The sequence below is a fragment of the Nitrospirota bacterium genome, from assembly GCA_016214845.1.
Classification (GTDB): Bacteria; Nitrospirota; Thermodesulfovibrionia; order UBA6902; family UBA6902; genus SURF-23.
Genome location: JACRMS010000035.1, coordinates 19,923 through 42,702 on the forward strand (window position 1 = coordinate 19,923; position 22,780 = coordinate 42,702).

The 22,780-nt window shown below is 46.9% G+C and carries 29 protein-coding genes; 13 read left to right on the forward strand and 16 right to left on the reverse strand.

The window, feature by feature from the left end:
* Positions 1 to 28: 28 nt before the first annotated feature.
* The 6 genes from HZB61_12820 to HZB61_12845 all read right to left on the reverse strand — a co-directional run bounded on the left by HZB61_12820 (position 29) and on the right by HZB61_12845 (position 3,879).
* Positions 29 to 382, reverse strand: a complete 354-nt coding sequence (locus HZB61_12820; GenBank protein ID MBI5057488.1) for a hypothetical protein — start codon at positions 380 to 382, stop codon at positions 29 to 31.
* 55 nt (positions 383 to 437) lie between these two features.
* Entirely contained in the window at positions 438 to 638 is a 201-nt protein-coding gene (locus HZB61_12825; GenBank protein ID MBI5057489.1) for a cold shock domain-containing protein, read from the reverse strand.
* A gap of 225 nt (positions 639 to 863) precedes the next feature.
* Positions 864 to 1,823, reverse strand: a complete 960-nt coding sequence (locus tag HZB61_12830; GenBank protein MBI5057490.1) for a pyruvate ferredoxin oxidoreductase — start codon at positions 1,821 to 1,823, stop codon at positions 864 to 866.
* Between the two features lie 10 nt (positions 1,824 to 1,833).
* Positions 1,834 to 3,012, reverse strand: coding sequence for a pyruvate ferredoxin oxidoreductase (gene porA / locus HZB61_12835; protein ID MBI5057491.1), 1,179 nt, complete (start codon positions 3,010 to 3,012; stop codon positions 1,834 to 1,836).
* 1 nt (position 3,013) lies between these two features.
* Positions 3,014 to 3,307: a 4Fe-4S binding protein gene (locus tag HZB61_12840; protein ID MBI5057492.1), complete on the reverse strand. Its 294-nt coding sequence runs from the start codon at positions 3,305 to 3,307 to the stop codon at positions 3,014 to 3,016.
* Positions 3,304 to 3,879, reverse strand: coding sequence for a 2-oxoacid:acceptor oxidoreductase family protein (locus HZB61_12845; protein ID MBI5057493.1), 576 nt, complete (start codon positions 3,877 to 3,879; stop codon positions 3,304 to 3,306). The genes HZB61_12840 and HZB61_12845 overlap by 4 nt, the downstream gene beginning before the upstream one ends.
* A gap of 171 nt (positions 3,880 to 4,050) precedes the next feature.
* On the opposite strand from HZB61_12845, the gene bamA reads away from it, so the two are divergent.
* The 8 genes from bamA to HZB61_12885 all read left to right on the forward strand — a co-directional run bounded on the left by bamA (position 4,051) and on the right by HZB61_12885 (position 12,305).
* Complete coding sequence (bamA, locus tag HZB61_12850; GenBank protein MBI5057494.1) at positions 4,051 to 6,354, forward strand: outer membrane protein assembly factor BamA; 2,304 nt, start codon at positions 4,051 to 4,053, stop codon at positions 6,352 to 6,354.
* A gap of 103 nt (positions 6,355 to 6,457) precedes the next feature.
* Positions 6,458 to 6,991 (forward strand): OmpH family outer membrane protein, encoded by a 534-nt coding sequence (locus HZB61_12855; GenBank protein MBI5057495.1) that lies wholly within the window; start codon positions 6,458 to 6,460, stop codon positions 6,989 to 6,991.
* A 93-nt stretch (positions 6,992 to 7,084) separates the two neighbouring features.
* Complete coding sequence (gene lpxD, locus HZB61_12860; protein MBI5057496.1) at positions 7,085 to 8,092, forward strand: UDP-3-O-(3-hydroxymyristoyl)glucosamine N-acyltransferase; 1,008 nt, start codon at positions 7,085 to 7,087, stop codon at positions 8,090 to 8,092.
* Between the two features lie 98 nt (positions 8,093 to 8,190).
* A complete protein-coding gene (fabZ, locus tag HZB61_12865; protein MBI5057497.1) occupies positions 8,191 to 8,631 on the forward strand; it encodes a 3-hydroxyacyl-ACP dehydratase FabZ in 441 nt (146 codons plus the stop codon).
* A complete protein-coding gene (gene lpxA / locus HZB61_12870) occupies positions 8,624 to 9,403 on the forward strand; it encodes an acyl-ACP--UDP-N-acetylglucosamine O-acyltransferase (GenBank protein MBI5057498.1) in 780 nt (259 codons plus the stop codon). The genes fabZ and lpxA overlap by 8 nt, the downstream gene beginning before the upstream one ends.
* On the forward strand, positions 9,394 to 10,260 hold the full coding sequence (gene lpxI, locus HZB61_12875; protein MBI5057499.1) for a UDP-2,3-diacylglucosamine diphosphatase LpxI: 867 nt from the start codon (positions 9,394 to 9,396) through the stop codon (positions 10,258 to 10,260). The genes lpxA and lpxI overlap by 10 nt, the downstream gene beginning before the upstream one ends.
* Complete coding sequence (locus tag HZB61_12880) at positions 10,253 to 11,173, forward strand: Gfo/Idh/MocA family oxidoreductase (protein MBI5057500.1); 921 nt, start codon at positions 10,253 to 10,255, stop codon at positions 11,171 to 11,173. The genes lpxI and HZB61_12880 overlap by 8 nt, the downstream gene beginning before the upstream one ends.
* Before the next feature lie 7 nt (positions 11,174 to 11,180).
* Positions 11,181 to 12,305: a DegT/DnrJ/EryC1/StrS family aminotransferase gene (locus HZB61_12885; GenBank protein MBI5057501.1), complete on the forward strand. Its 1,125-nt coding sequence runs from the start codon at positions 11,181 to 11,183 to the stop codon at positions 12,303 to 12,305.
* 30 nt (positions 12,306 to 12,335) lie between these two features.
* Here HZB61_12885 and HZB61_12890 read toward each other — a convergent pair whose 3' ends face one another.
* Entirely contained in the window at positions 12,336 to 13,439 is a 1,104-nt protein-coding gene (locus HZB61_12890) for a hypothetical protein (GenBank protein MBI5057502.1), read from the reverse strand.
* Between the two features lie 130 nt (positions 13,440 to 13,569).
* Here HZB61_12890 and HZB61_12895 point away from each other — a divergent pair, with 130 nt between their 5' ends.
* Positions 13,570 to 14,697, forward strand: coding sequence for a hypothetical protein (locus tag HZB61_12895; protein ID MBI5057503.1), 1,128 nt, complete (start codon positions 13,570 to 13,572; stop codon positions 14,695 to 14,697).
* A 137-nt stretch (positions 14,698 to 14,834) separates the two neighbouring features.
* Here the strand turns inward: HZB61_12895 and HZB61_12900 are convergent, their stop codons facing one another.
* The 5 genes from HZB61_12900 to HZB61_12920 form a co-directional block, all read right to left on the reverse strand.
* Positions 14,835 to 15,038: a type II toxin-antitoxin system Phd/YefM family antitoxin gene (locus tag HZB61_12900; protein ID MBI5057504.1), complete on the reverse strand. Its 204-nt coding sequence runs from the start codon at positions 15,036 to 15,038 to the stop codon at positions 14,835 to 14,837.
* 8 nt (positions 15,039 to 15,046) lie between these two features.
* Positions 15,047 to 15,253, reverse strand: a complete 207-nt coding sequence (locus HZB61_12905; protein ID MBI5057505.1) for a hypothetical protein — start codon at positions 15,251 to 15,253, stop codon at positions 15,047 to 15,049.
* Between the two features lie 188 nt (positions 15,254 to 15,441).
* Complete coding sequence (locus HZB61_12910; GenBank protein MBI5057506.1) at positions 15,442 to 15,633, reverse strand: hypothetical protein; 192 nt, start codon at positions 15,631 to 15,633, stop codon at positions 15,442 to 15,444.
* 178 nt (positions 15,634 to 15,811) lie between these two features.
* Positions 15,812 to 16,225: a SurA N-terminal domain-containing protein gene (locus HZB61_12915; protein MBI5057507.1), complete on the reverse strand. Its 414-nt coding sequence runs from the start codon at positions 16,223 to 16,225 to the stop codon at positions 15,812 to 15,814.
* Between the two features lie 44 nt (positions 16,226 to 16,269).
* A complete protein-coding gene (locus HZB61_12920; GenBank protein MBI5057508.1) occupies positions 16,270 to 17,013 on the reverse strand; it encodes a peptidylprolyl isomerase in 744 nt (247 codons plus the stop codon).
* Positions 17,014 to 17,226: 213 nt separating this feature from the next.
* Here HZB61_12920 and HZB61_12925 point away from each other — a divergent pair, with 213 nt between their 5' ends.
* From HZB61_12925 to HZB61_12940, 4 genes are all read left to right on the forward strand, one after another.
* The gene (locus tag HZB61_12925; GenBank protein ID MBI5057509.1) at positions 17,227 to 19,308 is read left to right on the forward strand and encodes a RiPP maturation radical SAM protein 1; all 2,082 of its coding nucleotides are present in this window, start codon (positions 17,227 to 17,229) and stop codon (positions 19,306 to 19,308) included.
* A gap of 484 nt (positions 19,309 to 19,792) precedes the next feature.
* Positions 19,793 to 20,395 carry a type IV toxin-antitoxin system AbiEi family antitoxin domain-containing protein gene (locus HZB61_12930; protein ID MBI5057510.1) on the forward strand — a complete coding sequence of 201 codons (603 nt, stop codon included), beginning with the start codon at positions 19,793 to 19,795 and terminating at the stop codon, positions 20,393 to 20,395.
* Positions 20,392 to 21,306 carry a nucleotidyl transferase AbiEii/AbiGii toxin family protein gene (locus HZB61_12935; protein MBI5057511.1) on the forward strand — a complete coding sequence of 305 codons (915 nt, stop codon included), beginning with the start codon at positions 20,392 to 20,394 and terminating at the stop codon, positions 21,304 to 21,306. The genes HZB61_12930 and HZB61_12935 overlap by 4 nt, the downstream gene beginning before the upstream one ends.
* A gap of 121 nt (positions 21,307 to 21,427) precedes the next feature.
* Positions 21,428 to 21,631: a DUF433 domain-containing protein gene (locus tag HZB61_12940; GenBank protein ID MBI5057512.1), complete on the forward strand. Its 204-nt coding sequence runs from the start codon at positions 21,428 to 21,430 to the stop codon at positions 21,629 to 21,631.
* 124 nt (positions 21,632 to 21,755) lie between these two features.
* Here the strand turns inward: HZB61_12940 and HZB61_12945 are convergent, their stop codons facing one another.
* The 4 genes from HZB61_12945 to HZB61_12960 form a co-directional block, all read right to left on the reverse strand.
* On the reverse strand, positions 21,756 to 21,914 hold the full coding sequence (locus tag HZB61_12945; protein MBI5057513.1) for a hypothetical protein: 159 nt from the start codon (positions 21,912 to 21,914) through the stop codon (positions 21,756 to 21,758).
* 54 nt (positions 21,915 to 21,968) lie between these two features.
* Positions 21,969 to 22,235: a hypothetical protein gene (locus HZB61_12950; protein MBI5057514.1), complete on the reverse strand. Its 267-nt coding sequence runs from the start codon at positions 22,233 to 22,235 to the stop codon at positions 21,969 to 21,971.
* Positions 22,232 to 22,426, reverse strand: a complete 195-nt coding sequence (locus tag HZB61_12955; GenBank protein MBI5057515.1) for a hypothetical protein — start codon at positions 22,424 to 22,426, stop codon at positions 22,232 to 22,234. The genes HZB61_12950 and HZB61_12955 overlap by 4 nt, the downstream gene beginning before the upstream one ends.
* 136 nt (positions 22,427 to 22,562) lie before the next feature.
* Complete coding sequence (locus HZB61_12960; GenBank protein MBI5057516.1) at positions 22,563 to 22,739, reverse strand: hypothetical protein; 177 nt, start codon at positions 22,737 to 22,739, stop codon at positions 22,563 to 22,565.
* Positions 22,740 to 22,780: the final 41 nt, after the last annotated feature.

A 22,780-nucleotide genomic window follows, 5' to 3' on the forward strand; every position in this document is an offset into this window, starting at 1 on the left:
TTTCGATATAGGACTCATGGCGCTTTTCCTATGTGTATTGTATGGCAACTTCATAGGCAATATTTGAGTGGCCTGGGCGGGGACCACTGTCATCACAGCCGAGATCTCCTTTTTCTGTCACGCTGTGGTTTCTTACCATCGCGTTTATGACCCGGGTGAGATCAAATCCGCCGTCAACGCAGTCCTCGCTCAAACAGGCCACCTTGAAAAAAGCATAGCTGTCAGGGGAGAAATTCAGGGTCCGGAGTAAATATCTTGCACCCTTCTGTTTGTACATCATGCTGATGACGATGTTTGCAACCTCCGGAAAATGTTTGGACACAAAGCCTGAGTCCAGCCTCTCCTGCTTTCTTTCCTTTGTCTGATTATTTCTGTTGAACATATTCCTCCCTTTAATAAAAGCCCCCTCCATTGGGAAGGGGGTCTTCCCGGTCTATTTACAGTTTGACAACATTGATAGCCTTGGGGCCTTTAGGGCCGCTCTCAGTATCAAAGCTTACGGAGTCACCTTCGGCAAGGGATTTATATCCATTGCCCTGGATGGCCGTATGATGAACAAATGCTTCACTTCCGTCTTCACATGCAATAAAGCCAAAACCTTTTTGGTCGTTAAACCATTTCACAGTTCCCTGGTTCATTTCTTTTACCTCCTTTTCTATGAATTAAAATCTCAGAAGGTCTCAACAATTAAAAAAGGCCACAAAGTTCAAAATCTTTGTGGCCTCATAAACGACAAAAACTTCTAAAATTCTGGCTTGAGCTTAACACGTCCCCGCACGGTTGTCAATGAAAGACGTATAAGTTGTGTCAGGCCAAAACTGAAAAGTACAGTTTTGGCCGATGACGGGTTTCAATAAATAAATTTATTTCTTTTCTTCTCCGCCCCAAAAGGCCTCGGTCTTCTGAAGCAGTTCCCATTCGCTGTCAATATCTTCCTGTATCTTTTTCAGCATCCATTCGTTTTCAGGGGCAAACAGATGTTTGAACCTGCCCTGCGGCTTCAGGAAATCCGTGATCGGCTTTTTCTCTTTAGGCTTAACGTTTATTTTCAGGACGCCGTTTTCGATCTCATACAAAGGCCAGTAGCAGGTATCAACAGCGATCTTGCACAGGGTCATCTGATCATCGGTGCGTGTGCGCCAGCCGCGGTTGCAGGGTGAAATTACGTTCATGAATTTCGGCCCTTTTATTTCAAGCGCCTTTCTTACCTTCTTAATCAAATCCTGCCAGTGAGCAGGCGATGCCTGGGCCGCATATGGGATACCGTGCGCTGCAATTATCTTTGTCAGGTCTTTTCTCTTCTGTAATTTACCGGGGACCTTGCTTCCAGCCGGGTTTGTCGTTGTGTCCGCGCCAAAGGGTGTCGCGCTTGAACGCTGTATGCCGGTGTTCATGTACGCGCCGTTGTCATAGCAGACGTACAGCATGTCGTGCCCGCGCTCCATCGCGCCTGAGAGACTCTGGAAGCCTATGTCGTATGTGCCGCCGTCACCGCCGAATGCGATGAATTTTACCTCTTTGTCAATAAGTCCTTTTTTCTTCCACGCGCGGTACATGGTCTCTATGCCTGAGAGAGTTGCCGCGGCGTTCTCAAATGCGCTGTGCATCCACGGGATCTTCCATGCGGTGTATTCTGATATGCAGGTAGAGACCTCAAGGCATCCGGTGGCATTTGAAGCAACGATCGGATAGTCTGTTGCCATGAGCACCTGTTTGACAATGATCGGCGCCCCGCACCCCGCGCACATCCTGTGGCCGTGGGTCAATCTCTCTTCCTGTTTTGAAAGCTCTTTCAAAGTTAACGGCTTTGTTGCAGTTGTCATATTTATCTCCTTATTCCCTCACTCCGATGTATTCTTTTACCGTCTTGACCTTGCCCGATTTTAAAATCTCAACAAGTTCATTAAGCACAAGCTCAGCCTGGTCGGGCATGAAGTCCCTTCCGCCGAGTCCGTAGATCTTGTTTGTCATCAGCGGTTTTTTATCCAGATGAAGCATAGACGACCAGATTTCCACAAACAGCGGGCCGTACGCGCCGAAGGAATCCGCCCTGTCCATAACACAGATCGCCTTTACGCTCTTAAGCGCGTTTGCCACTTCCTCGTAAGGGAAGGGCCTGAACAGCCTCGGTTTTAAAAGTCCCGCCTTGATCCCCTTGTTCCTGAAATCGTCTACCACGTCTTTTGCTGTGCCTGCCGCTGAGTTCAGTATGACAATCGCGATGTCCGCGTCGTCAAGCCTGTATGACTCAAAGAGGCCGTACTTCCTGCCGCTCATTTTTTCAAAGTCAGCGGCAACCTCAAGTACGACATTCTTCACTTTTGACATGACCTCATGCTGCGCCCTTTTGTATTCATGATAAAGGTCAGGGAGGATCAGCGGCCCGTAGCTTTTCGGATGCTCCAGGTCAAGCAGCGGGTTTACCTGCTTGTACGCGCCGACAAAGTTTTTTACCTTGTCGTCTTCCAGATACTCAACCCTCTCGATCGAGTGGCTGATAATAAAACCGTCAAGGCATACCATCACGGGGAGCCTTATGTCCAGATGCTCAGCAACCCTGAAGGCCTGAATTATATTGTCGTATGCCTCCTGCGCATTTTCAGACCATAATTGTATCCATCCTGAGTCACGCGCGCCCATAGCGTCGGAGTGGTCGCCGTGTATGTTGAGCGGAGCGGACAACGCCCGGTTAACGACCGGCATGACTATCGGCAGCCTGTCGCCAGAAGCTATGAAAAGCATCTCCCACATGAGGGCCAGTCCCTGCGACGATGTGGCTGTTATGACCCTGCCGCCCGCCGCTGACGCGCCGATACAAGCGCTCATGGAGCTGTGTTCGCTTTCAACGAGTATCACTTCGGTGTCTACTTTACCGTTTGCTGCGAAGCTCGAAAACCTCTGCATCATGTCCGTCTGAGGAGTGATCGGGTACGCGCCGCACACGTCAGGGTTTACCTGTCTTAGCGCCTCTGCCCCTGCTTCGTTTCCTGTTACCGCGACAATCTTTCCCATATTATTTTCCCTCCTCTTCCATCACGATTGCCTTCTTGCCTTTTTTACCGGGGCATTCATAAGCGCAGATGCCGCAGCCTTTGCAGTAATCGTAATCAAATCCCGTCATCTTTCCGTCTTTGACTTTGACCGACATGTCGGGACAATATATCCAGCAGAAAAGGCACTGTATGCAATTCTCTTCTATCCATCTCGGCCTGAAGGCCCTCCAAGAGCCGGTCTTGAATTTTACCGCGCTGCCTGCTTCAAGGACAACGGAACCGGGGGGGAGTTTTTCCCATAATTTCTTACTCATCCTTCCTGTACCTCCTCGTATCCCCGCTTTGTCGCTTCGAGATTTCCGTCTATGATCTTTTGCGCGAATTTCTTGCCGAAACTTTTCCTAACCGCGTCGACAAGCTCATTCTGCGGGACAATATTAATGGCCTTATTGATTGCTCCAAGCATCGGGGCGTTTGGAAGCGCCCTTCCAATGCAGTCAAGAGCTATCTTTGTCGCGTCAATGGTGAATACCTTTTGAGACGGTTTTACTTTCAATTTCTCCCGGATCTCTTTCGGGGCCTTTGCAGTGTTTATGACAAAAACCGCGTCATCCAGCGCGCCGTCGGCAACGTTGATGCTGTCTAACAAAGTCGCATCAGCGACGCTCACGACCTTGGGATGCAGAACGGGACAGTGCATCCGTATCTCGTGATCGCTTACTCTATTGTAGGCCCTCAGGGGAGCGCCCGCCCTTTCAGGGCCGTACTCCGGGAATGCCTGCACATGTCTTCCGCCGCCCAGACACGCGTCTGCAAGCACTTTTGCGGCAGTAACGGTCCCCTGGCCGCCGCGTCCGTGCCAGCGGATCTCAATCATCTTTTCCATTTTATATTCCTCCGAAATTTTTTCAAAAGATAGAAGGCATAATTTTGAGTGATTAATATAGCCTATATTTAGCTGTATTTGCAAGGGCATATATGACTGAAGAACAGCTCTTGGATTTAAATCGGTTTTAGTGATATACTAACCTTTATTTTTTTATCTCAAGGAGATTTTTTGGTCAAGGGCATCTCATCAGTAAATCCATTTTTAAGCTTTAAAAATAAATTACACATCCTGGCGGCGGTCACCTTTTTATTTTTCATTTTTCTCCTGAATGTCCCGGCCGTCTCCGCTGAGTCCGGCCCCTTTGTCAAGTCAATCGAGCTTAAGGGCAATAAGAAAATCGGCGAGGAAACAATCTTTGCGAAAATGAAGAGCAAAGTGGGAGGGCCTTTCTCAAAAAACGCGGTCCAGGAGGACATAAAAAAATTGTACGGCATCGGATATTTTGACGATGTCAGGGTGGATATAGAACCCTTTGAAGGCGGCATCAAGCTCATCTTCAATTTTACTGAAAAACCCACTATCGCCAGTATAGACTTTCAGGGGAATGAAAAGATTGAAGCAAAGGACCTGAAAGACAAAATAACAATAACCGCAGGGGCGATAGCGAGCATACCCCTGATAACGGACAATACGGAAAAGCTCATCTCCCACTATCATTCGGAAGGATACTGGCTTGTCAAAGTCATTCCCATAACCAGGGAGGTCTCAAAGGACACGGTAGCGCTGACCTTCCAGATCAGCGAGGGGCGGAAGGTCCTGATCAAGGACATAGTGCTGGATGGCAATAAGGCCTTGTCCAAAAAAGAGATAAAGAAAGTCATGAAGACAAAAGAGGGCGGGCTCTTTTCATTTATAACAGGTTCTGGCGTTTATCAAAGCGAACAGATCAGGGTGGACCTCGAAAGGATAAGGGACCTGTACCTTAATCACGGATTTATTTATGCGGCGGTCTCCGAGCCTGCAATTTCCCTGGACCGTGATAAAAATAAGCTTACATTGAAAATTTCCATATCGGAAGGCGAGCAATACAGGATCGGAGAGATAAAGGTTTCGGGCAATACTGTATTCACAAATGAAGAAATATTTAAAAATGTAAAAAGCGCTATGGGACAGGTCTTTGACCGCGGCCGGCTGAAGAACGATATAGACAGCATCCTTGACCTCTACACTGAAAAAGGTTACGCGATGGCGGACATTAATCCGCTGGTCGATGTCAATGCGAAAGATAAGGAGGCAAATATCACGCTGTCCGTCACGGAGGGAAGCATCTTCAGGATCGGCAGGATAGATATCACCGGCAACACGAAAACTTATGACAAGGTGGTGCGCAGAGAGATAAGGCTTGACGAGGGCGATGTCTTTAACAAGAAACTCCTGAAGAGAAGTTACCAGAGAATAAACAACCTCAACTTTTTTGAATCCGTCGACATCTCGCCCCAGCCCCGCGCAGAGGAAAAGCTCATTGACCTCGATGTGAAAGTAAAGGAAAAGCTGACAGGCATGCTGAGCATCGGGGGCGGATACAGTTCCGTGGACAAATTTATGGTAATGGGGGAGATCACGCAGGCAAATCTGTTCGGCAAGGGCCTGTACCTGAGGTTCAAGGCCGACCTGAGCGCAAGGAGAAAAAACTACAACCTCTCACTGAGAGACCCGTGGTTTATGGACAAGCCCATATCCGCGTCTTTCAGTATTTATAATGAATTCTTTGAATACCCCGACTACGATAAAAAGGCAACCGGAGGCTCTGTAGGTTTTGGGAAGGAATTCTCCGAATATGTGGGGGGAGACATCACATACAATATTGAGAACGTGGATATTGAAAATGTGTCCGATTATGCCTCTTCAATAATTAAGGACCAGGAGGGACGGAAGCTCACAAGCGGCATAAGCCCCTCGATATGGAGAGATACGCGCGATAATTATATTGACACCACAAGCGGCTCAAGGAACGCCATTTACTCGCAGTTTGCAGGCCTTGGCGGAAGCAATTATTTTTATAAGGGACTGGTTGATTCAATATGGTATTTCCCTGTAATATGGGATACGACTTTCAGCGTGCGCGGGCGGTTTGGATACGCCAACGGATACAACGGCAAAGAGCTGCCGCTTTACGAGAGATTTTATGTAGGCGGCATTAACACGGTAAGAGGCCTCGGATTCGGCGAAGGCGGGCCAATAGACAGCGCGGGAGAGAAGATCGGCGGCAACAAGGAGCTGCTGTTTAACGCCGAATATATCTTCCCGATTGAAAAAGAGATCAGGCTCAAAGGCGTGCTTTTCTTTGACTATGGCAGGGCGTTTAACAACGGTGAGGACATTGCTATGAGCAAGATGAGGTATACTGCCGGAGCGGGGTTCAGGTGGATGTCCCCGCTTGGACCGTTGAGACTGGAATGGGGCTTTAACCTGAAGCCGGAAGGAAATGAAAGCAGGCAGAAACTGGAATTCTCGATCGGGGGAGTTTTTTAAAAGGTAGCAAGCAGATAGTAGCTGGGAGTTAAGGTAAAAAAGCCCCTTCCCCTTAGCTACTGACTACTTACTGCTAACTACTATTATTTAAAAAGGAGGACTTATGAAGAAAATATTTTTAATGATTTTTGCATTACTGTTTGCGGTTGTCTGCAGCGCACAGGCTGCGGAAACGAAGGTCGGCTACGTTGATCTAAATAAGGCATTGAACGAGTCGGAGGAAGGGAAAAAAGCGGTAAAATTGCTTGAGGAATTTTTCAAGTCAAAGCAGTCCGTGATCGAAGACAAGCGCAAAGAGATTGCAAGGCTCGATGAAGAGATGGCCAAGCAGTCATCCATCCTCAACCCCGACGCCATCAAGTCAAAGAGGGAAGAGCGCGACAGGATCGCGAGGGATTTTCAGCGGACGGTAAAAGACTCAGAGGATGAGCTTGAAAAAAAGCGCGCTGATTTCATGGAGCGCATAGTGAAAGATCTAAGTGAAGTTGTCAATAAAATAGGGGAAGAAGAAGGTTATACCGTGATCTTTGATAAGGTCCAGAGCGGTATAATGTTCATCCCCGCGAAACTGGACTTGACCGATAAGCTAATAAAGAGATTCAATGAAGTCTCAAAATCCAAACCGGCGCAGAAGTAAAAACAAAAGTTGATAGGTTTGTCACCCTGAAACCGTTTCAGGGTCTCTGGATGCTGAAACAAGTTCAGCATGACAGATTGAAGGTGTTTACATATGAAGCTCAAAGAACTGGCGGACATCACAGGCGGTAAGATTTCTGGAAATCCCGATGTGGAGATTACCGGGGCCTCCGGCATAAATGAAGCAGGGCATGGCGATATTACTTTTTTGGCCGACAAAAAACATTTAAATGACCTTTTCAGTTCGAAAGCCTCTGCCGTAATTGTGAAAGAGGAGATAAAGGGACTGGCTGCAAGCATGGTAATTGCCGGCAACCCGTATTTCACATTTGCAAAGGCATTGGAGGCGTTGTACAAAAAACCGTTCAAACCTTCGGGCGTCAGCGATAAGGCCGTTGTTTGCGCTGATGTCAGTTTAGGCGAAGATGTCTCTGTATACCCGGATGTTTATATCAGCAGCAATGTTGTAATAGGCTCAAGGGTCACAATATATCCAGGGGTATTCATTGGAGAAGGCTCATCAATCGGCGACGGTTCTTTTATCTACCCGAACGTGACAATAAGAGAGAACGTAAGGATCGGCAAAAAAGTGATAGTGCATTCCGGCGCTGTTATAGGCTCCGACGGTTTCGGATACGTCTTTGAAAACGGCATCCATTATAAAATTCCGCAAGTCGGCGGAGTGATAATCGAAGATGAAGTGGAGGTTGGCGCGAATGTCACAATTGACAGGGCGACAACCGGTAATACGGTCATAGGGCGCGGGACCAAAATTGATAATCTTGTGCAGATAGGGCATAACGTCAAGCTCGGTAAAAATTGTATTATAATCTCCCAGGTCGGCATAAGCGGAAGCGTGGAGATAGGAGACGGTGTCATACTTGCAGGCCAGGTCGGAGTGAGAGACCATATAACAATCGGCAGCGGCGCGATGATAGGCGCTCAATCAGGCATAGCAGAGAACATACCTGACGGGCAGGTATATTCCGGAAGTCCCGCCATTCCGCACAGGACATGGCTTCGCGCCCAGAGCATTTACGCTAAATTGCCGGAGTACATAAAACGATTACAGGAACTTGAGAGGAAAATAGATAAAAAATAAATAAGGCTCAGAGGAGCAGAGGCACAGAGTCAAAAGACAACTTTGCGCCTTTGTCCCTTTGAACCTTTGTGCCTTTTCAAAGGAGGGACATTAACATGATGATGGATTGCCGGGAAATTCAGAAGGTCCTGCCGCACCGCTTTCCTTTTCTTTTGGTTGACAGGATCCTTGAACTGCAGCCGAAGGCAAAGGCTGTGGGACTAAAAAATGTAACTATCAACGAACCGTTCTTTCAGGGGCATTTCCCGAATTATCCGATAATGCCCGGGGTCCTTGTTGTGGAAGCCATGGCACAGGTTGCGGGCATACTCGCTTTTCATTCAGGCGCCAAGGGAGACGCGGTTTATTTTATGAGCATTGAAAAGGCAAAATTCAGAAAGCCGGTGATACCGGGAGACCAACTGCGTTTTGAAGTCAATATCGTCCAGCAAAGAAACAACGTCTGGAAATTCGCCGCTGAGACCTTTGTCGAAGGCAAGCTTGTTGCAGAGGCGGAATTCACGGCAATGGTGTCAGGTGAGGAGTTCAGAAATGGCTAAACCGAAAATTCATTCCACGGCAGTTATAGCCTCAAACGCAAAACTCTCAGAAGGTGTGGAGATCGGACCTTTTTGTATTGTCGGTGAGAATGTCAAACTCGGCAAGAATACAAAACTCGCCTCGCACGTGGTTATCGAAGAGACCGAGATCGGCGAAAACTGCAGCGTGTATCCATTCTCCACGATCGGGATGCCCCCGCAGGACCTTAAGTACAAGGGAGAAAAAACAAAGGTAAAGATCGGCGATAACAATATCCTGAGGGAATATATAAATATTCACCGGGCCTCTGTCAGCGGAGACGGCGTGACAAGGATAGGAGACGATAATTTCCTGATGGCATATGTTCATGTAGCGCATGACTGCGTTATAGGCAACAACGTCATCATGGCAAATGCGACGACCCTCGCGGGCCACGTCGTTGTTGAGGACTTTGTGTTCATCGGCGGGCTCGTTGCCGTCCACCAGTTCGCAAGAATAGGGGCCTATTCCATGATAGGAGGGTTCAGCGCCATTCCCCAGGACATTCCCCCGTATACAACCGCCGCAGGCGAAAGGGCCAAACTTTACGGGCTTAACACGATCGGGCTGAAACGGCGCAATTTTCCGGATTCAACGATCAGCGATCTTAAAAAGGCATACAAAATATTGTTTCGCAGCAAGCTCACCCTCAAAGATGCAATAGACAAGGTCAAACATGATCTGGGCAAATCAGAGGAGATCAGGAACCTGCTCGAATTCATCGAGAAAAACAAAAGGGGGATATGCCGGTAAAAACAGGGACCAGGGACCAATCCCTAACCCCTAACACCCGTCTTTTGGGTCTTATCGCTGGAATGGGGGACCTTCCGAAGGCTGTTGCAGCGGAAGCGAAAAACATGGGATACAGGGTTGTGGGGATCGCCCTTCAACCGCCTGCCGATGAATCACTTAAACCGTTCGTAGATGACTTCCATAAAATAAATATCGGCCGCTTCGGCGGCCTGATATCCCTGCTGAAAAAACTCTCCATCACAAACGCGGTAATGGCAGGCAAAGTCCCAAAGGGACTTTTGTATAAACATAAGACCAGCATTATTCCTGACATGAAAGCCGTCAAGCTGCTCTTCTCGTTAATGAACCGCGCGGATGACACAATCATGAAGGCGGTTGTCAGCGAGCTTGAGAAAAGCGGGATCAAACTTCACAACACTACCGACTTTACAAGGAACCTCCTTGCGCCGGAGGGGGCCTTAACAAAAAAGAAGCCGTCAAAAGATGAGTTGAAGGACATCGAATTCGGCTGGGACATTGCAAAGAAAATGGGGGGGCTGGACATAGGTCAGACAGTGGTTGTGAAAGAACTGGCGGTCATGGCGATTGAGGCAATTGAAGGCACTGACGAGGCAATTAAGCGCGGCGGAAGCCTCACAAAAAAAGACGCTGTTGTTGTAAAGGTCAGCAAGCCAAAGCAGGACATGAGGTTTGATGTCCCTGTTGTCGGCATCAATACGCTTCATTCAATGAAAAGCGCCGGGGCAAAAGTATTGGCCATAGAGGCGGGAAAGTGCATAATTGTTGATAAAGAGAGGTTCATAAAAGAGGCTGATAAAGAGGGGATGATCGTAGTTGGAGTGAGTAAACATGATTAATGTCGGGGTCATAGGCGTCGGGTCAATAGGACAGCATCACGCGAGGATATACTCAGGTCTTGAAGGCGTGAGGCTTGCAGGCGTTGTCGATAACGATCCAGTGCGGGCCGGGGAGATCGCGCAAAAATATAACTGCAAGGCATTCGGCAGTTATGAGGAGATCATCGATCTTGTCGACGCTGTTAGCATTGCCGTGCCGACCACACTGCATTTTCAGACGGCAATGGATCTTCTGGCCCATAATAAAAATATACTTATCGAAAAACCTATCACTACCACCATTGAAGAAGCCGACATGCTTATTGCCGAGGCGGACAAAAGAGGCCTCATTTTGCAGGTCGGGCATCTTGAGAGGTTCAACGCAGGCGTCGCGTTGATAAGCAGCATGGTTGACAAGCCCAGGTTCATCGAGTCCCAGCGCACGTCCCCCTTTCTCGGCAGATGCATTGATGTGGACGTTACACTTGACTTAATGATACACGACATAGATATAATACTCAGTTTGGTTGATTCCAATATCGCGGACATCCGTGCCACAGGCGCAAGGGTCCTGACGGAAAATATAGACGTGGCCCACGCGTGGATCGAGTTCGAGAACGGATGCATTGCCGAGGCCGTAACAAGCAGGATAGCAAATGAAAGGGTCAGGCAGTTGAAGGTATTCCAGCACAATTCATTTCTGAGCCTCGATTACCAGAAACAGGAGCTGACCTGTTACACAAAACATGACGGAAGTGTTGGAAAGGAGCTTAGAAAGCCTGAAGAAAAAGAACCGTTAAAAGAAGAGCTCATCTCTTTTATAGATTGCATAAAAAACGGGACCCGGCCTCTGGTCTCAGGACAGGAAGGCAGGGAAGCCCTGAAAGTGGCTTTAAAGATATCAGGGCTGGTAATTCAGGGCATTGAAACATAAAACCGATATGGCAAATATAACACAGAACAAAACCGCCGTCCCCATGCTGGATGTCAAGGCGCAGCATGAACCTCTCAAAGAGGAAATAAAACAGGCGCTCAAAGATATCCTGGACAGCGGACAATTTATCCTCGGCCCGAACGTAAGGTCCTTTGAGCAGGAGATCGCGTCATACTTTAATGTTAACCACGCGCTCGGCCTTGCCTCGGGCACTGACGCATTGTTCCTTTCCCTGAAGGCCCTCAATATAAAGCAGGGCGACGAGGTGATCACAACTCCTTTTACATTCATTGCGACCGCCGAGGCAATAGCGTACGTCGGCGCAACGCCTGTTTTTGTAGACATAGACAAGTATACGTTAAACATTGACGTATCAAAGATAGAGGAAAAGATCACCCCGAAGACCAGGGCCGTGATCGTTGTGCACTTGTTCGGACAGCCCGCAGACATGGATGAAATAATGGCGCTCGCTAAAAAATATGATTTAAAGGTCGTCGAAGACTGCGCCCAGTCATTTGGCGCGAGATACAAAGGGAAGCCCGCCGGCGGTCTCGGGGACGCTGGCTGTTTCAGTTTTTACCCGAGCAAAAACCTGGGCGCTTACGGAGACGGAGGCATGATGATAACCGACCGCCATGAAGTTTATGAGAAGGTCAGGCTCCTGAGAAACCACGGCACCGTCGCTCCCTACCGTCATGGGTTCATCGGTTACAACAGCAGGCTTGATGAAATTCAGGCGGCAATTCTTAGAATAAAGCTAAAGCATATTGACGAATACAACCGGAAGCGCCGCGAACTTGCAAAGATATACACTTCAATCCTCGGCGATGCCGTACAATGTCCTGTTGAATTTGAGGACAGGACACATGTTTACCATCAATATACATTCAGGACCCAAATAAGAGAGAAGATCGCAGGCATTCTAAAAGATAATAACGTCTCATCAGTGGTGTATTATCCCATGCCGCTTCATTTGCAGGAGGCCTTTAACTATCTCGGTTACAAGAAGGGCGATCTTCCAGAAAGCGAAGCAGCGGCAGACGAGGTCATGTCAATTCCCATCTACCCGGAGCTTGAGCCGGAGAAGGCCGAGCAGATCGCTGGGATCATCTTAGGGGCGCTTAAAGGTTAAGAACAAGCGTCCCTCCCTTTGCAAAGACCGCTACTGTCTGTCAATCAGTATCCGGAACTGATAAAGATACTGCAATAGATCATCGTCAATATCTGTTTGCAAATTTCTCTTTACAGTCTTACATACCTCTTTGTTAGAAAGTCTCCCATCAAAGAAGTCGAGCATATCGTATGTCTTCCTTGTTACCAGCAGTGGGTCAAGAGGTGAATATCCGGTTATTGCATATGAGTCATCATCAGTCCTGTGAACAATGAGCTGCGGATTTCTGATGAGCCTCTCAGGTAATACGGGGGCCATTAACATGTTGTGCTTTTTCTCAAGGTCCCTGAGCAATATCTTCTGATAGACGCCTTCAATCCGTCCGAACTCTTTTGGCGTCAACTTACTTATTGTCCTGTATGTCTCTATGTAGAAGGCCTCTTCTGAACCTGTTCTTTTTCCCCACATTGCCGTATAGGCCTCTCTGTCCGGCGGATGCTCATCTGCTTCATATACCGTAAGAAGGCCGGGGCCCTCTGAACGGCCATTAACAGCCTCTGCATCCATATCCATTTTATAAAGTGCGTACTGGCCCAGTATCTTCTCAGCATTTTCCATATACTTTCTGAGAGAGAGCCAGAACGCTTTGCCCTCCTGCCCGCGTTCATACTTGCAGAACCACGTGCCGCAGACAGCGTCCCAAAAAGGATAGACGGTGCACACTCCCTTCCCGCTTTCGAAAAAAGGACATACGAGCGAACTGCTTCTGCCAAAGAACTCCTGAACGGTATTTTTGAGAATGAGTGTATATTTGCCGGGCCGCATTATTCCGAGCGGGGTAATGCCGATGCGTTTCCTGATCTTCTGCCGGATGCGGTATCGCCCTTCCTCATGGGCCTGATCAGTGCTGCTGAGCAGCGCTCCGGCCAGATAGTTCGGCAGGACGGGATAGTGGGTGCAGCATTTGGACCGCTCCGCAAAAAAAGTCTCTCCCTGTCCAGCAGACTTCCTGTTTCTCAGCATCGCGCAATCACTGCATGTCGCGGCGGTTTCTTCAGGAATTCCCTTTTTGAAAAAAGGAGGAAGGACCCTCCGGTACAATTCAGGGAGAGCTTCCGTAATTCTTCTTAAGTGTTTATCCCGCGCTATCTTCATTACTCCGGCCCCATTGATCGTTTTGTATGACTTTATAATTTTACACTATTGCAGTTATTCTCAGTAAAGAGAGCTCTGTCAGCGGAAATAATTTATTCACATATTCACAAATAGTTTATTACAATAGTGCATGCCGAACATCAGGATAAAACCCGTTGACCGCAGTCTCACTATAGGCAAAGAAGAACTGAACGGCTCGATCTCAAAATCCTGCGGTGCAAAGACCGGCATGACTCCCTTTCCGGCTGAAAATCAATATCTGCTCGGGATGCCTGTCTTTGACAGTCTGCCGTTTAAAAGCGCAGACCCCGTAATAATCCCCGTTGAGCAGCTGCCTCTGGCCCTGAATATACTGAAGCACACACAAAGCAGGAGTGAAATGGTCAGACAGTTGAAGTCCGAATACAAGGCCGTTGCAGAGGCCCTTCTTGAAATGCACATTGACTTTCAGGTGCTCAATCTTCAGACCTGCGACGCGGAACTGAGGAAATGGCTGATGAACAAGGGATGCGGGGGCGAGATATTCCCGCTCGATGAACCGGACCACTGGCAGATATACCCGCGCGACATGTTCGTTTATCTTAAACAGGCGGGTATTCTACTCGTGCATTCCCGGCTTTTCAGATTAAAGAAGGACCGCTCCCCCGGATGTAAAATTATTCATACGGACCTTGCAGAAGGCGGGCGTGTGCTTTTTTCAGGCAGGCATCTGATCACCGGATGCCACCCGGACAGTCCGGGCAGAGGCAGCGATGACAGGGCGCTGCGGGAGCTGCGGGAAAAAGGTATACGGACCACGGTCCTTCCGCACGCGCTTTTCTACGGTATTTCGCGCCGGAGAAAAGGCAAGAGTTTTTCACTGCATTACGATTTTCACATTGACCGGAGCGCCAGCCTGCTGAAAGGTAAGGACAATGAATATTATCTCCTGCTGGATCCGGGCTACAGGACAGGCCCTCTTATGTCCCCGCTGTCAGCGCAGAGGTCCATTGATATCATCCGGGGTATTTGTGACAGGTCGGAAGTCCACGTGCGCGTGCCGGAGAAGGTCTCCGTGCCTTACGGGACCGCGGTGGTGCAGTTTCATGACGGGAAGGTGTTGATGAGCAGCGGGGATGATGCCGTGCTTTCCACTGTTGAAGACATCGTCGGAAGCGGGAACCTCCATGTAACCGGCATTCCTGTGGCGGCATATCCCGTTTTCACTGCCGCCGGACTACACTGCCTGATAACGGAAAAGCCCTCCCCGCTTTTCTAAATCCAGAGATGCGTGCTACGGCTTTTCTTTGTTCTTATTCCATTAAGTGTTTAAGTTGTCATTCCCGCAAGTGAAGCGCGTCGGGAATCCTTCTGAAAACAAAGAAAGATTCCGGACAAGCCGGAATGATAAAGGTGTCATCTTGACTGCAACTTGGAATTATTAGCTTCTATCAATTCGCAATACTCTCTGTAGCTCAATATTACAGCGACCGGCTTGCCCTGCCTGTTGACAACAAACCGCTTCCCCTCTACAGAAGTCTGGTGCAGAATGTCCCCGAACAATGTCTTGGCCTTTGTGGCCGGAATAGATTCGAGGTCTTTTATTTTTATCTTAGTCATTAAATTCTTTAGGGCATTATAATCCCGTAACTGCGAAGGATATTACTGCGCAGACCTGTCTCGACCTTGTAAGCCCCTGTGCTGATCTTGAAGGTGTTCAATTGTGTGGCGCTCCTGAGAAGGCCGCCTCTGACCCTTTTGATCTCTTCCTTGCTGAGTTTCTGCCCTGTGGGAAGGTCTTTAATAACAATCCTTGATTTCCTCGTCTTTGACATACTCGTTCCTCCCTAAATAATAATTATTAACCGTATTCGGTAATTCCTACAGGCTGCTGAAAAAGTCTATACTTGTCATTGTGAGAAAAAGCGAGATTGCTTCGCTCGCAAAGACAGCAAAAAAACTTTTTCAGCAGCCTGCTAAAGTGAATCTTTTTAAACCTCCGCATTGCAAGTAGTATGATTCACTATTTTGTAAGTGCTGTCGTAACTGTTTTTATCTGCTCATCTGACATAGACTTTACGACACTACTCGCCACACTTTGGCAAATCTGTTGAATGTTAGGTGTTTTTATAATAACTCCTCCTTTTACGCCTTTCAGTTCTTCCTTGCTGAGTTTCATGTCTTTCGGTAAATCTTTGATCTTGATCCTTGCCATGATGCTTTCCTCCTTTTAATTGTTTACGGTTGAACATCATTAATCATGTTGATTAAATTAATCATATCATCGTCCTACCGGACGGTCAAGTGAAAATTACCCAGGCAGGTCAACCCGGATAAAAAAAGGGCGGTGATGTAAGCACCGCCCTTTTATTCTATTCATAAAATTACTCCGTCTATTTCAAGGCGTTTGTGACCCAATCCTGAAAGGCCATTTCCCTGATGGAAGACTGTATTGCAGGAGATGCGGCATACTTCCTCCTGTCGGCCTTTTTCTCAATCCTGTCTTTAAGCTTGTTCACGAGTATGTTTGTTTCGATAAAATCTTCAAACGTCTCGACAGTGACGCCGTTGGCCTTCAGCCAGTTCTCTGTGTCTCTTGCGGAGACAAGCCCGTTAAGCAGGCGGAATGAGTCCGCTGCCTTCTGGAGTTCAGCGGATGAAACCCTCACACCCATCTGCTTTGCCGCATTTGAGGCAACCTTTCTCTTGACCACTTCGTTAAGGGCCGGCTGAAAACCCCCCATTATTCTCATGTAATCGACTACCTCGGCAACTGCGATTTCGATCTCAGCATTCTTCTTTTTCACGATAAGTCCCTCCTTTTTGTTTTATCGAAAGATTAATACGACTGTCAAAGTCCTGTCTTTATACCGTCCTTTGTGAACTGTGATACCCATTGGTAGAAAAGCCTGTTCTTTATTCTCTCAATTACGACGTCATTTAATTCCGCCTTTACAATTTTCTCAACAAGGACCAACTGCTGGAAATCTTCACCCCTGAAGGGGCCAAGAACATCTCCGGCAGAGGCGTTAAACACCTTTGCCGAGATCTCCGGCACAAGCGCGGCGCGTGTCACTTCTCCAACGTATCCGCCATAATTTTTTGTTTCTTCATCTATTGAATACGTTCTGGCAAGTTTGTGAAAATCGGCCCCGTCCTCAGTTATCTGCATCAGGATCTCATTTGCAAGGCTTTCATCACTGACAACAATAACAGAGATCACGGCCGTGTCAAAATCAGGGCGGTTATTGATAAAAAATTCCCGGACCTTTTTTTCATCAGCCAGCGTTTCCCTGACAGGACCGACCAGCACCGCGGACTCGCAGAAACTTTCAAAATCCTCTTCGGAAAGACCGGCATCCTGCAGAAACCTGTATGTTTCTTCGGCGGTGTCCAGTCCGCGCATTTCCCTGAAGCTGTCGGAGAAATCCTGCAGGGCCTCATCGGAGGGAGTGATCCCTGAGAGTTCAGCTTTTTTAATGACCTCTTTTGCGATTATGATTTGAGTAAAAATGTTCTGTGCCTGTCCGGACAGGGCGAGGTATTTTACGACTTCTTCCGGAGTGACGTCGCCGTCAGAATAATTTATTTTCAAGATATTTCCCCTTTGAAAAAATATGTATAATTTAAGCACCCTATCTTTTTTTGTCAACATAACGCACTGGTGTTACGGAAAAAACTTGCAATAGGACATTCTATTGATGATAATACCACAGTCATGCCGGAGGTCCTGCGGGGGCGTCTATGTGTTTGTTCTTCTCAACGCGTTACTCGTGTTGTAAATTTTAAGAGTGAGGAAAATCGTGCTATGAAATCATCAAACTCACAGATAGATGTTGCTTTGGTCAGCATGCCTTTTTTTGCGCTCGATGTTCCGGCTATGGGACTCAGTTTGTTAAAGGCCAGGCTCACCGAGTCGAATATTTCATCGAGGGTCTTTTATTTCGGCTTTCTCTTTGCTGAGATGGTCGGCCAGGAGCGATATCTCAATGTGCTTATGGACCATTTTAGACTCTCTGATTGGGTCTTTACGAAGGCGCTGTTTGATGACAGGAGCCGCTCTCTTGAGGAAGTGATCCGGGAAATAAAAAAATATCTCGAAAAATATTCAATGAATGTTGATGTGACGAAATCAGAGATAAAGGACTTCGTTTCGTCCCGATACTTTAAGACCCAGCTTACCTCTGCAAAAATGGTTGAAAAAAAGGCGGACCTGTTTCTGAATAAATGTCTTAAGGAGGTTTTACGACATAAGCCGCGAATCGTAGGGTTTTCTTCAACGTTTCAGCAGCATATCTCATCTCTCGACCTTGCCAGGCGCATAAAAGAGAGGGCGCCGGAGACTTACATCATTTTCGGAGGCGCAAACTGCCGGGGCAGCCAGGGGATCGAGCTGCTTAAGCAGTTCCCATTTATCGACGCTGTTTTTTTAGGTGAAGCGGATGACGTGTTCCCTGAAATGATAGGGAGGGTCTTGAAAAAGGATTCGGTGGCCGGCCTGCCCGGGGTATACACTCGTGAGAATACTATCGCCGTTTCTGAAAACGGATGCTATCCCAGCGCATGGGTGCGCGATCTGGACAAACTGCCCTATCCGGATTTTGACGATTACTTCGAGCGAATCAAATCGAGTCCGCTTAAGCTTAAGAACAATCCGAAACTGGCATGTGAGACCGCGAGGGGATGCTGGTGGGGCAAATGCCTGTTTTGCGGCATGGACCACGCAAATACTGTCTACAGGGGCAAGTCTAACAAGCGTGCTCTTGATGAGCTTGAATGCCTGTGCAAAAAGTATCCCACGCGCCTTGTCCTCATGACCGACGATGTCATTGACATGAAACTCTTTAAGAATTTCATCCCCGGTCTTGCCTCGCGCAGGCTCGATATCGACCTATTATATGAAGTGCGGGCCAATCTAAAAAAAGATCATGTCCGGGACTTGAGCCGGGCAAGAGTTAACCTTGTCGGGTGCGGCATCGAAAGCCTAAGTACTCCTACCCTTAAGCTCATGCAGAAAGGGGTAACCGCTGTACAGAATATCCAGCTTCTCAAATGGTGCAGGGAAATGGGGATCACGGTGTCGTGGAATATACTTTGCGGCTTCCCCGGCGAAGCACCCGAAGAATATGATCTCATGGCAAAGCTCATGCCTTTGCTATATCATTTGGTGCCGCCAAAGATATTAAAGTTCCATCTCATTCGCTTCAGCGTCTATTTTGACAACCCGAAGCAATTCAGCCTCACAAATATCCGGCCTTCCCCTTTGTACAAATACATCTATCCCTTTGATGAAAAAGCTATCTCAAATCTGGCACTTGATTTCACCTACGATTATTCCCCTCCCTTGAGGGGAGGGGATGAAGGGGAGGGTGGAAATTATGAAGAATACACCATGCCCATGCGTAAGATGGTCGACGAGTGGAACGCAGTTTTCAGCAGGAGCTATCTATGCTCCTTCGATGACGGCGAAAGGCTTTTCATATGGGACGAAAGGCCGGTTGCCGCGAACCCACTCACAGTCTTTACAGGCGTTGAGCGCCTTGTGTATGCGGGGTGCGATGCCGCGACGGACATAAAAGGATTGCGTCGCGAAATAGAGGACTACACAGGCGATAAGTGGAAGAAAAAAGACATCGAGAAAATTATGGAGCCCATGGTAGAAGCGGGTTTGATGTTCAGTGAAGACAACAAATACCTCAGCTTGGTTGTTTCCAGCAGCGCTCACTATCCCCCATCTGAGGTGAAACAGCGATTTGAAAAGTATCGCCTTGAATTAAAGGAAAAGAATAAACAAAAAGAGCTGTTAGGCAAAGTTACGCTCACCGAACTGCCTAAAGGGAAGAAAATCAGTGTAGACGAGATAAAGAACGTGAAGCGGTTACGAAGGTAATGAATGCCCAGCCTCACCATCCTTGCCCTCGAAGCAGGGATGGTGAGGTTGGGCTACTGCGTGGTTAGTACGATTACTATTTCCAATACGGCGATTTCATGTGCTGATTAAATGCAATAGGATTCACTGTAGGCGACCTCCACTCCGGCGATATCTCGCTTCCGTATTAAACGCAATGGGATTTATACCTTGGAGTAATAATGCTGTCCACCCCGCCATAAACCTTCCTCAACTCCTCCTTGCTTACCTTCTGATCCTTCGGTAAATCTTTAATCTTGATCCTCGGCATGATGATTCCTCCTTTTGTTGAGTATTGTTAATCATATTAATCGATTTAAGCCGAGTTATCAAGCAGAAAAATCAAAAAATGGCCGTGAGTTTACAATAAATTATTCAGGAAATCAAAATTTATCATTATTGACATGGCCGTATAATGTGTATACACTTAATTGCAAGTGGTGTCATATTATACGGGGGCAGTATAATGAAAAATAATACGCAGCGCATGATTAATTATTTTAAAAACCAGGGTGGGGTTGTGCGCTTTTCTTCTGTCCTGAAAGCAGGTTTCCATCCCGATTCAGTTACTGCACTTGTTAAAGAGGGGAAGGTGGAAAAAATTGCCAGGGGACTTTATTGCCTGACTGACTTTGAATTTGCTTCCCATCCCGACCTCGTGACTGCTTCTCTTCAGGCGCCCAAGGGTGTCATTTGTCTCATCTCTGCTCTTGCATTTCATGAAGCGACAAATGAGATACCTCGCGTTGTTGACCTTGCTATTCCGCGTATATCACGTTCTTATAAAATTACATATCCCCCGGTAACGTTCTATCGCTTCGCACAAGAAGCCTGGAAAGCGGGAATTGAAAAGCATGAAATAGAGGGATATTCAATAAGGGTGTATAGTCTTGCCAAAACAATAGCTGATTGTTTTAAATTTCGTAATAAGATAGGTGTGAATGTTGCCAGAGACGCGCTTAAAATCGCTATAACGGAGAAGGGAGTAAAACCAAAAGAGATTATGCAATATGCTAAAATTTGCCGGGTCAATAATGTCATGAAGCCGATACTCGAAGCCATGCTATGAAAAAAGATATTAAAAATATAGAGGCCTCTGTTCGAGGGCAGCTCCAGAATAAGGCGAAAGAAACACATCGACCTTTTGCGGAAATATTGCAATATTTCGGGATGGAAAGATTCCTTTATCGGCTGAGCCGTTCTGAATATGCCAATAGATTTATTCTCAAAGGCGCATTGATGTTTACAGTCTGGCATATCCCTCAGAGGAGGACCACTCTTGATATTGATTTCCTGGCGCGATTTGATAATCAGACAACAAGTATTGAGAAAATGGTAAAAGATGTTTGTAAAACTGATGTGATTCCTGACGGTCTTATATTTGATTACAATTCAGTGAAAGGACAGAGGATAAAGGAAGACGCGGATTATGAAAGAGTACGGGTGAAGTTTGCAGGATTTCTCCAGCGTTCCCGTATACCGATGCAGATTGATATCAGCTTCGGTGACAGCATTTTATCGGGGGCTAAAACAATCGAATACCCTGTTATTTTAGATTTTCCAATGCCCCGGCTAAAGGGATATCCGGCAGAGAGCGTTGTAAGCGAGAAGTTTGAGGCTATGGTTAAGCTTGGCGCTATTAACAGCAGAATGAAAGATTTCTATGATATATGGCTTATGATGCGCCAGTTTGATTTCGATAGTTCAAAACTTGCCGAGGCATTAAAGAGAACTTTCACACATCGCAAGACGGCATTCCCCGATGGCAGGAATTTTTTCGCAGAAGATATCTATAACGAAAAATCCGATCGTCAGACACTTTGGAAAGCATTCTTGAACAAAGGAGATATAAAGCACACTCCTCAGGAGTTATCAGCAGTTGCAAAAGAGATAGAACAATTTCTCTTAAAACCGCTTGATGCTATCAAGAAAGAACAAAGATTTAACGAGCAATGGACGGCTCCGGGGGCATGGAGATGATACCAATAAAGCCTAACACTTCTTCCTCTGTGTCTCGTGTCTCTGTGGTGAAAAGGCTTCTTGAAATCACAGTGAAATGTTATTATGAGTATATACAAGATGCTATCCGGGAGGACAAAACATGAATGACCAAGAGCTTCTTAATCGCATAACGTTTAATCCGGCGATATTTGGCGGCAAACCGATTATTCGGGGGATGCGAATAGCGGTAGAACATATTCTCGGAATGCTGGCTGCCGGTTCTACAACTGAGGAAATATTAGAAGGGTATCCTTATCTGGAAAAAGAAGATATACAGGCCTGCCTGGGCCTTAATTACCGTTGAGAGATTTCGAATAAGAGTTCGTACTGATCCTTCGGTAAATCTTTAATCTTGATCCTCGGCATAATGTTTGTCTCCTTTAAGTTGAAAATATTTCAGGTTGCGGTCAGGATTGAATTGAACCCGGCTACAACCAATTCTCAGGGTAGAGCAATACTTTCCGGTTTGCCTCCCATACGCTATAAGTTTGCATGATGCTCCAGGTCGCCCCCCCAAAAACCTTTTTTAATTCTTCTTTGCTGACTTTCTTGTCTTTCGGAAGGTCCTTAATTTTTATTTTTGCCATGATAATTCCTCCGTGCTCAGTATGGATTTGGAGGGCAAACTTCAATCCGATAAGCTATTTGTATGCGCCCCCTCTGAAATCGACTATATCAACAAAAATAGTTCTCGCTTCGGTATTAGGTTTCAAAATAATCCTTATCTTTCCTTTACGGATGCGATAATAACCTGCCCATTCACCTTTCAATTTTTTTACGTCTATATTTATGTTTAAGCCGGTTATTCTCAGGATAAAGTCCTTGATCGAAGCCCTGACTTTATCTCTTATCCCCTGCTCTTCAATAAAATCATTTGCCCTTTTTGAATATTCTATGTCCCAATTCATATGGCGATTTTGTCGGCATATACGGCTTTCTTCTCAGGTTTTTTATAGCGCCGGGCAATATCGCTCATTTCCTTTACCGAGACATCAGGAAAGAACATAAGCCGCATCGTCATTAGCTCCTCTTCCAATGCCTCTTTCACGGACTCCTTGATGATCGTCTTTAATTCCTCATGTCTGCTCGTGGTCGGCATATTTTAATCCTCCTCATGCTTGTTCTTGTGACTTTAAGACTCATTTAATATAGGATACAATAAGGCCACAGAAAATTCCGGCTCCGGCATTGCCGCAATTACCGAACCGATCCGAGTTGCCGCTGCAACGGTCCTCTCAATATATCTTCCAACTTGGCGGTACTGCAAGCGTATTGAACGCAACGGGATTCAATGGAGACAAGGTGCTGCTCTGAGTGCTGTAAGATAACGTCAGCCCGCCAAAAATCTTCTTCAACTCCTCCTTGCTCACCTTCTGATTCTTCGGTAAATCTTTAATCTTAATCCTTGCCATGATGATTGCCCTCCTTTATATTTTTAATCATATTAATCAAC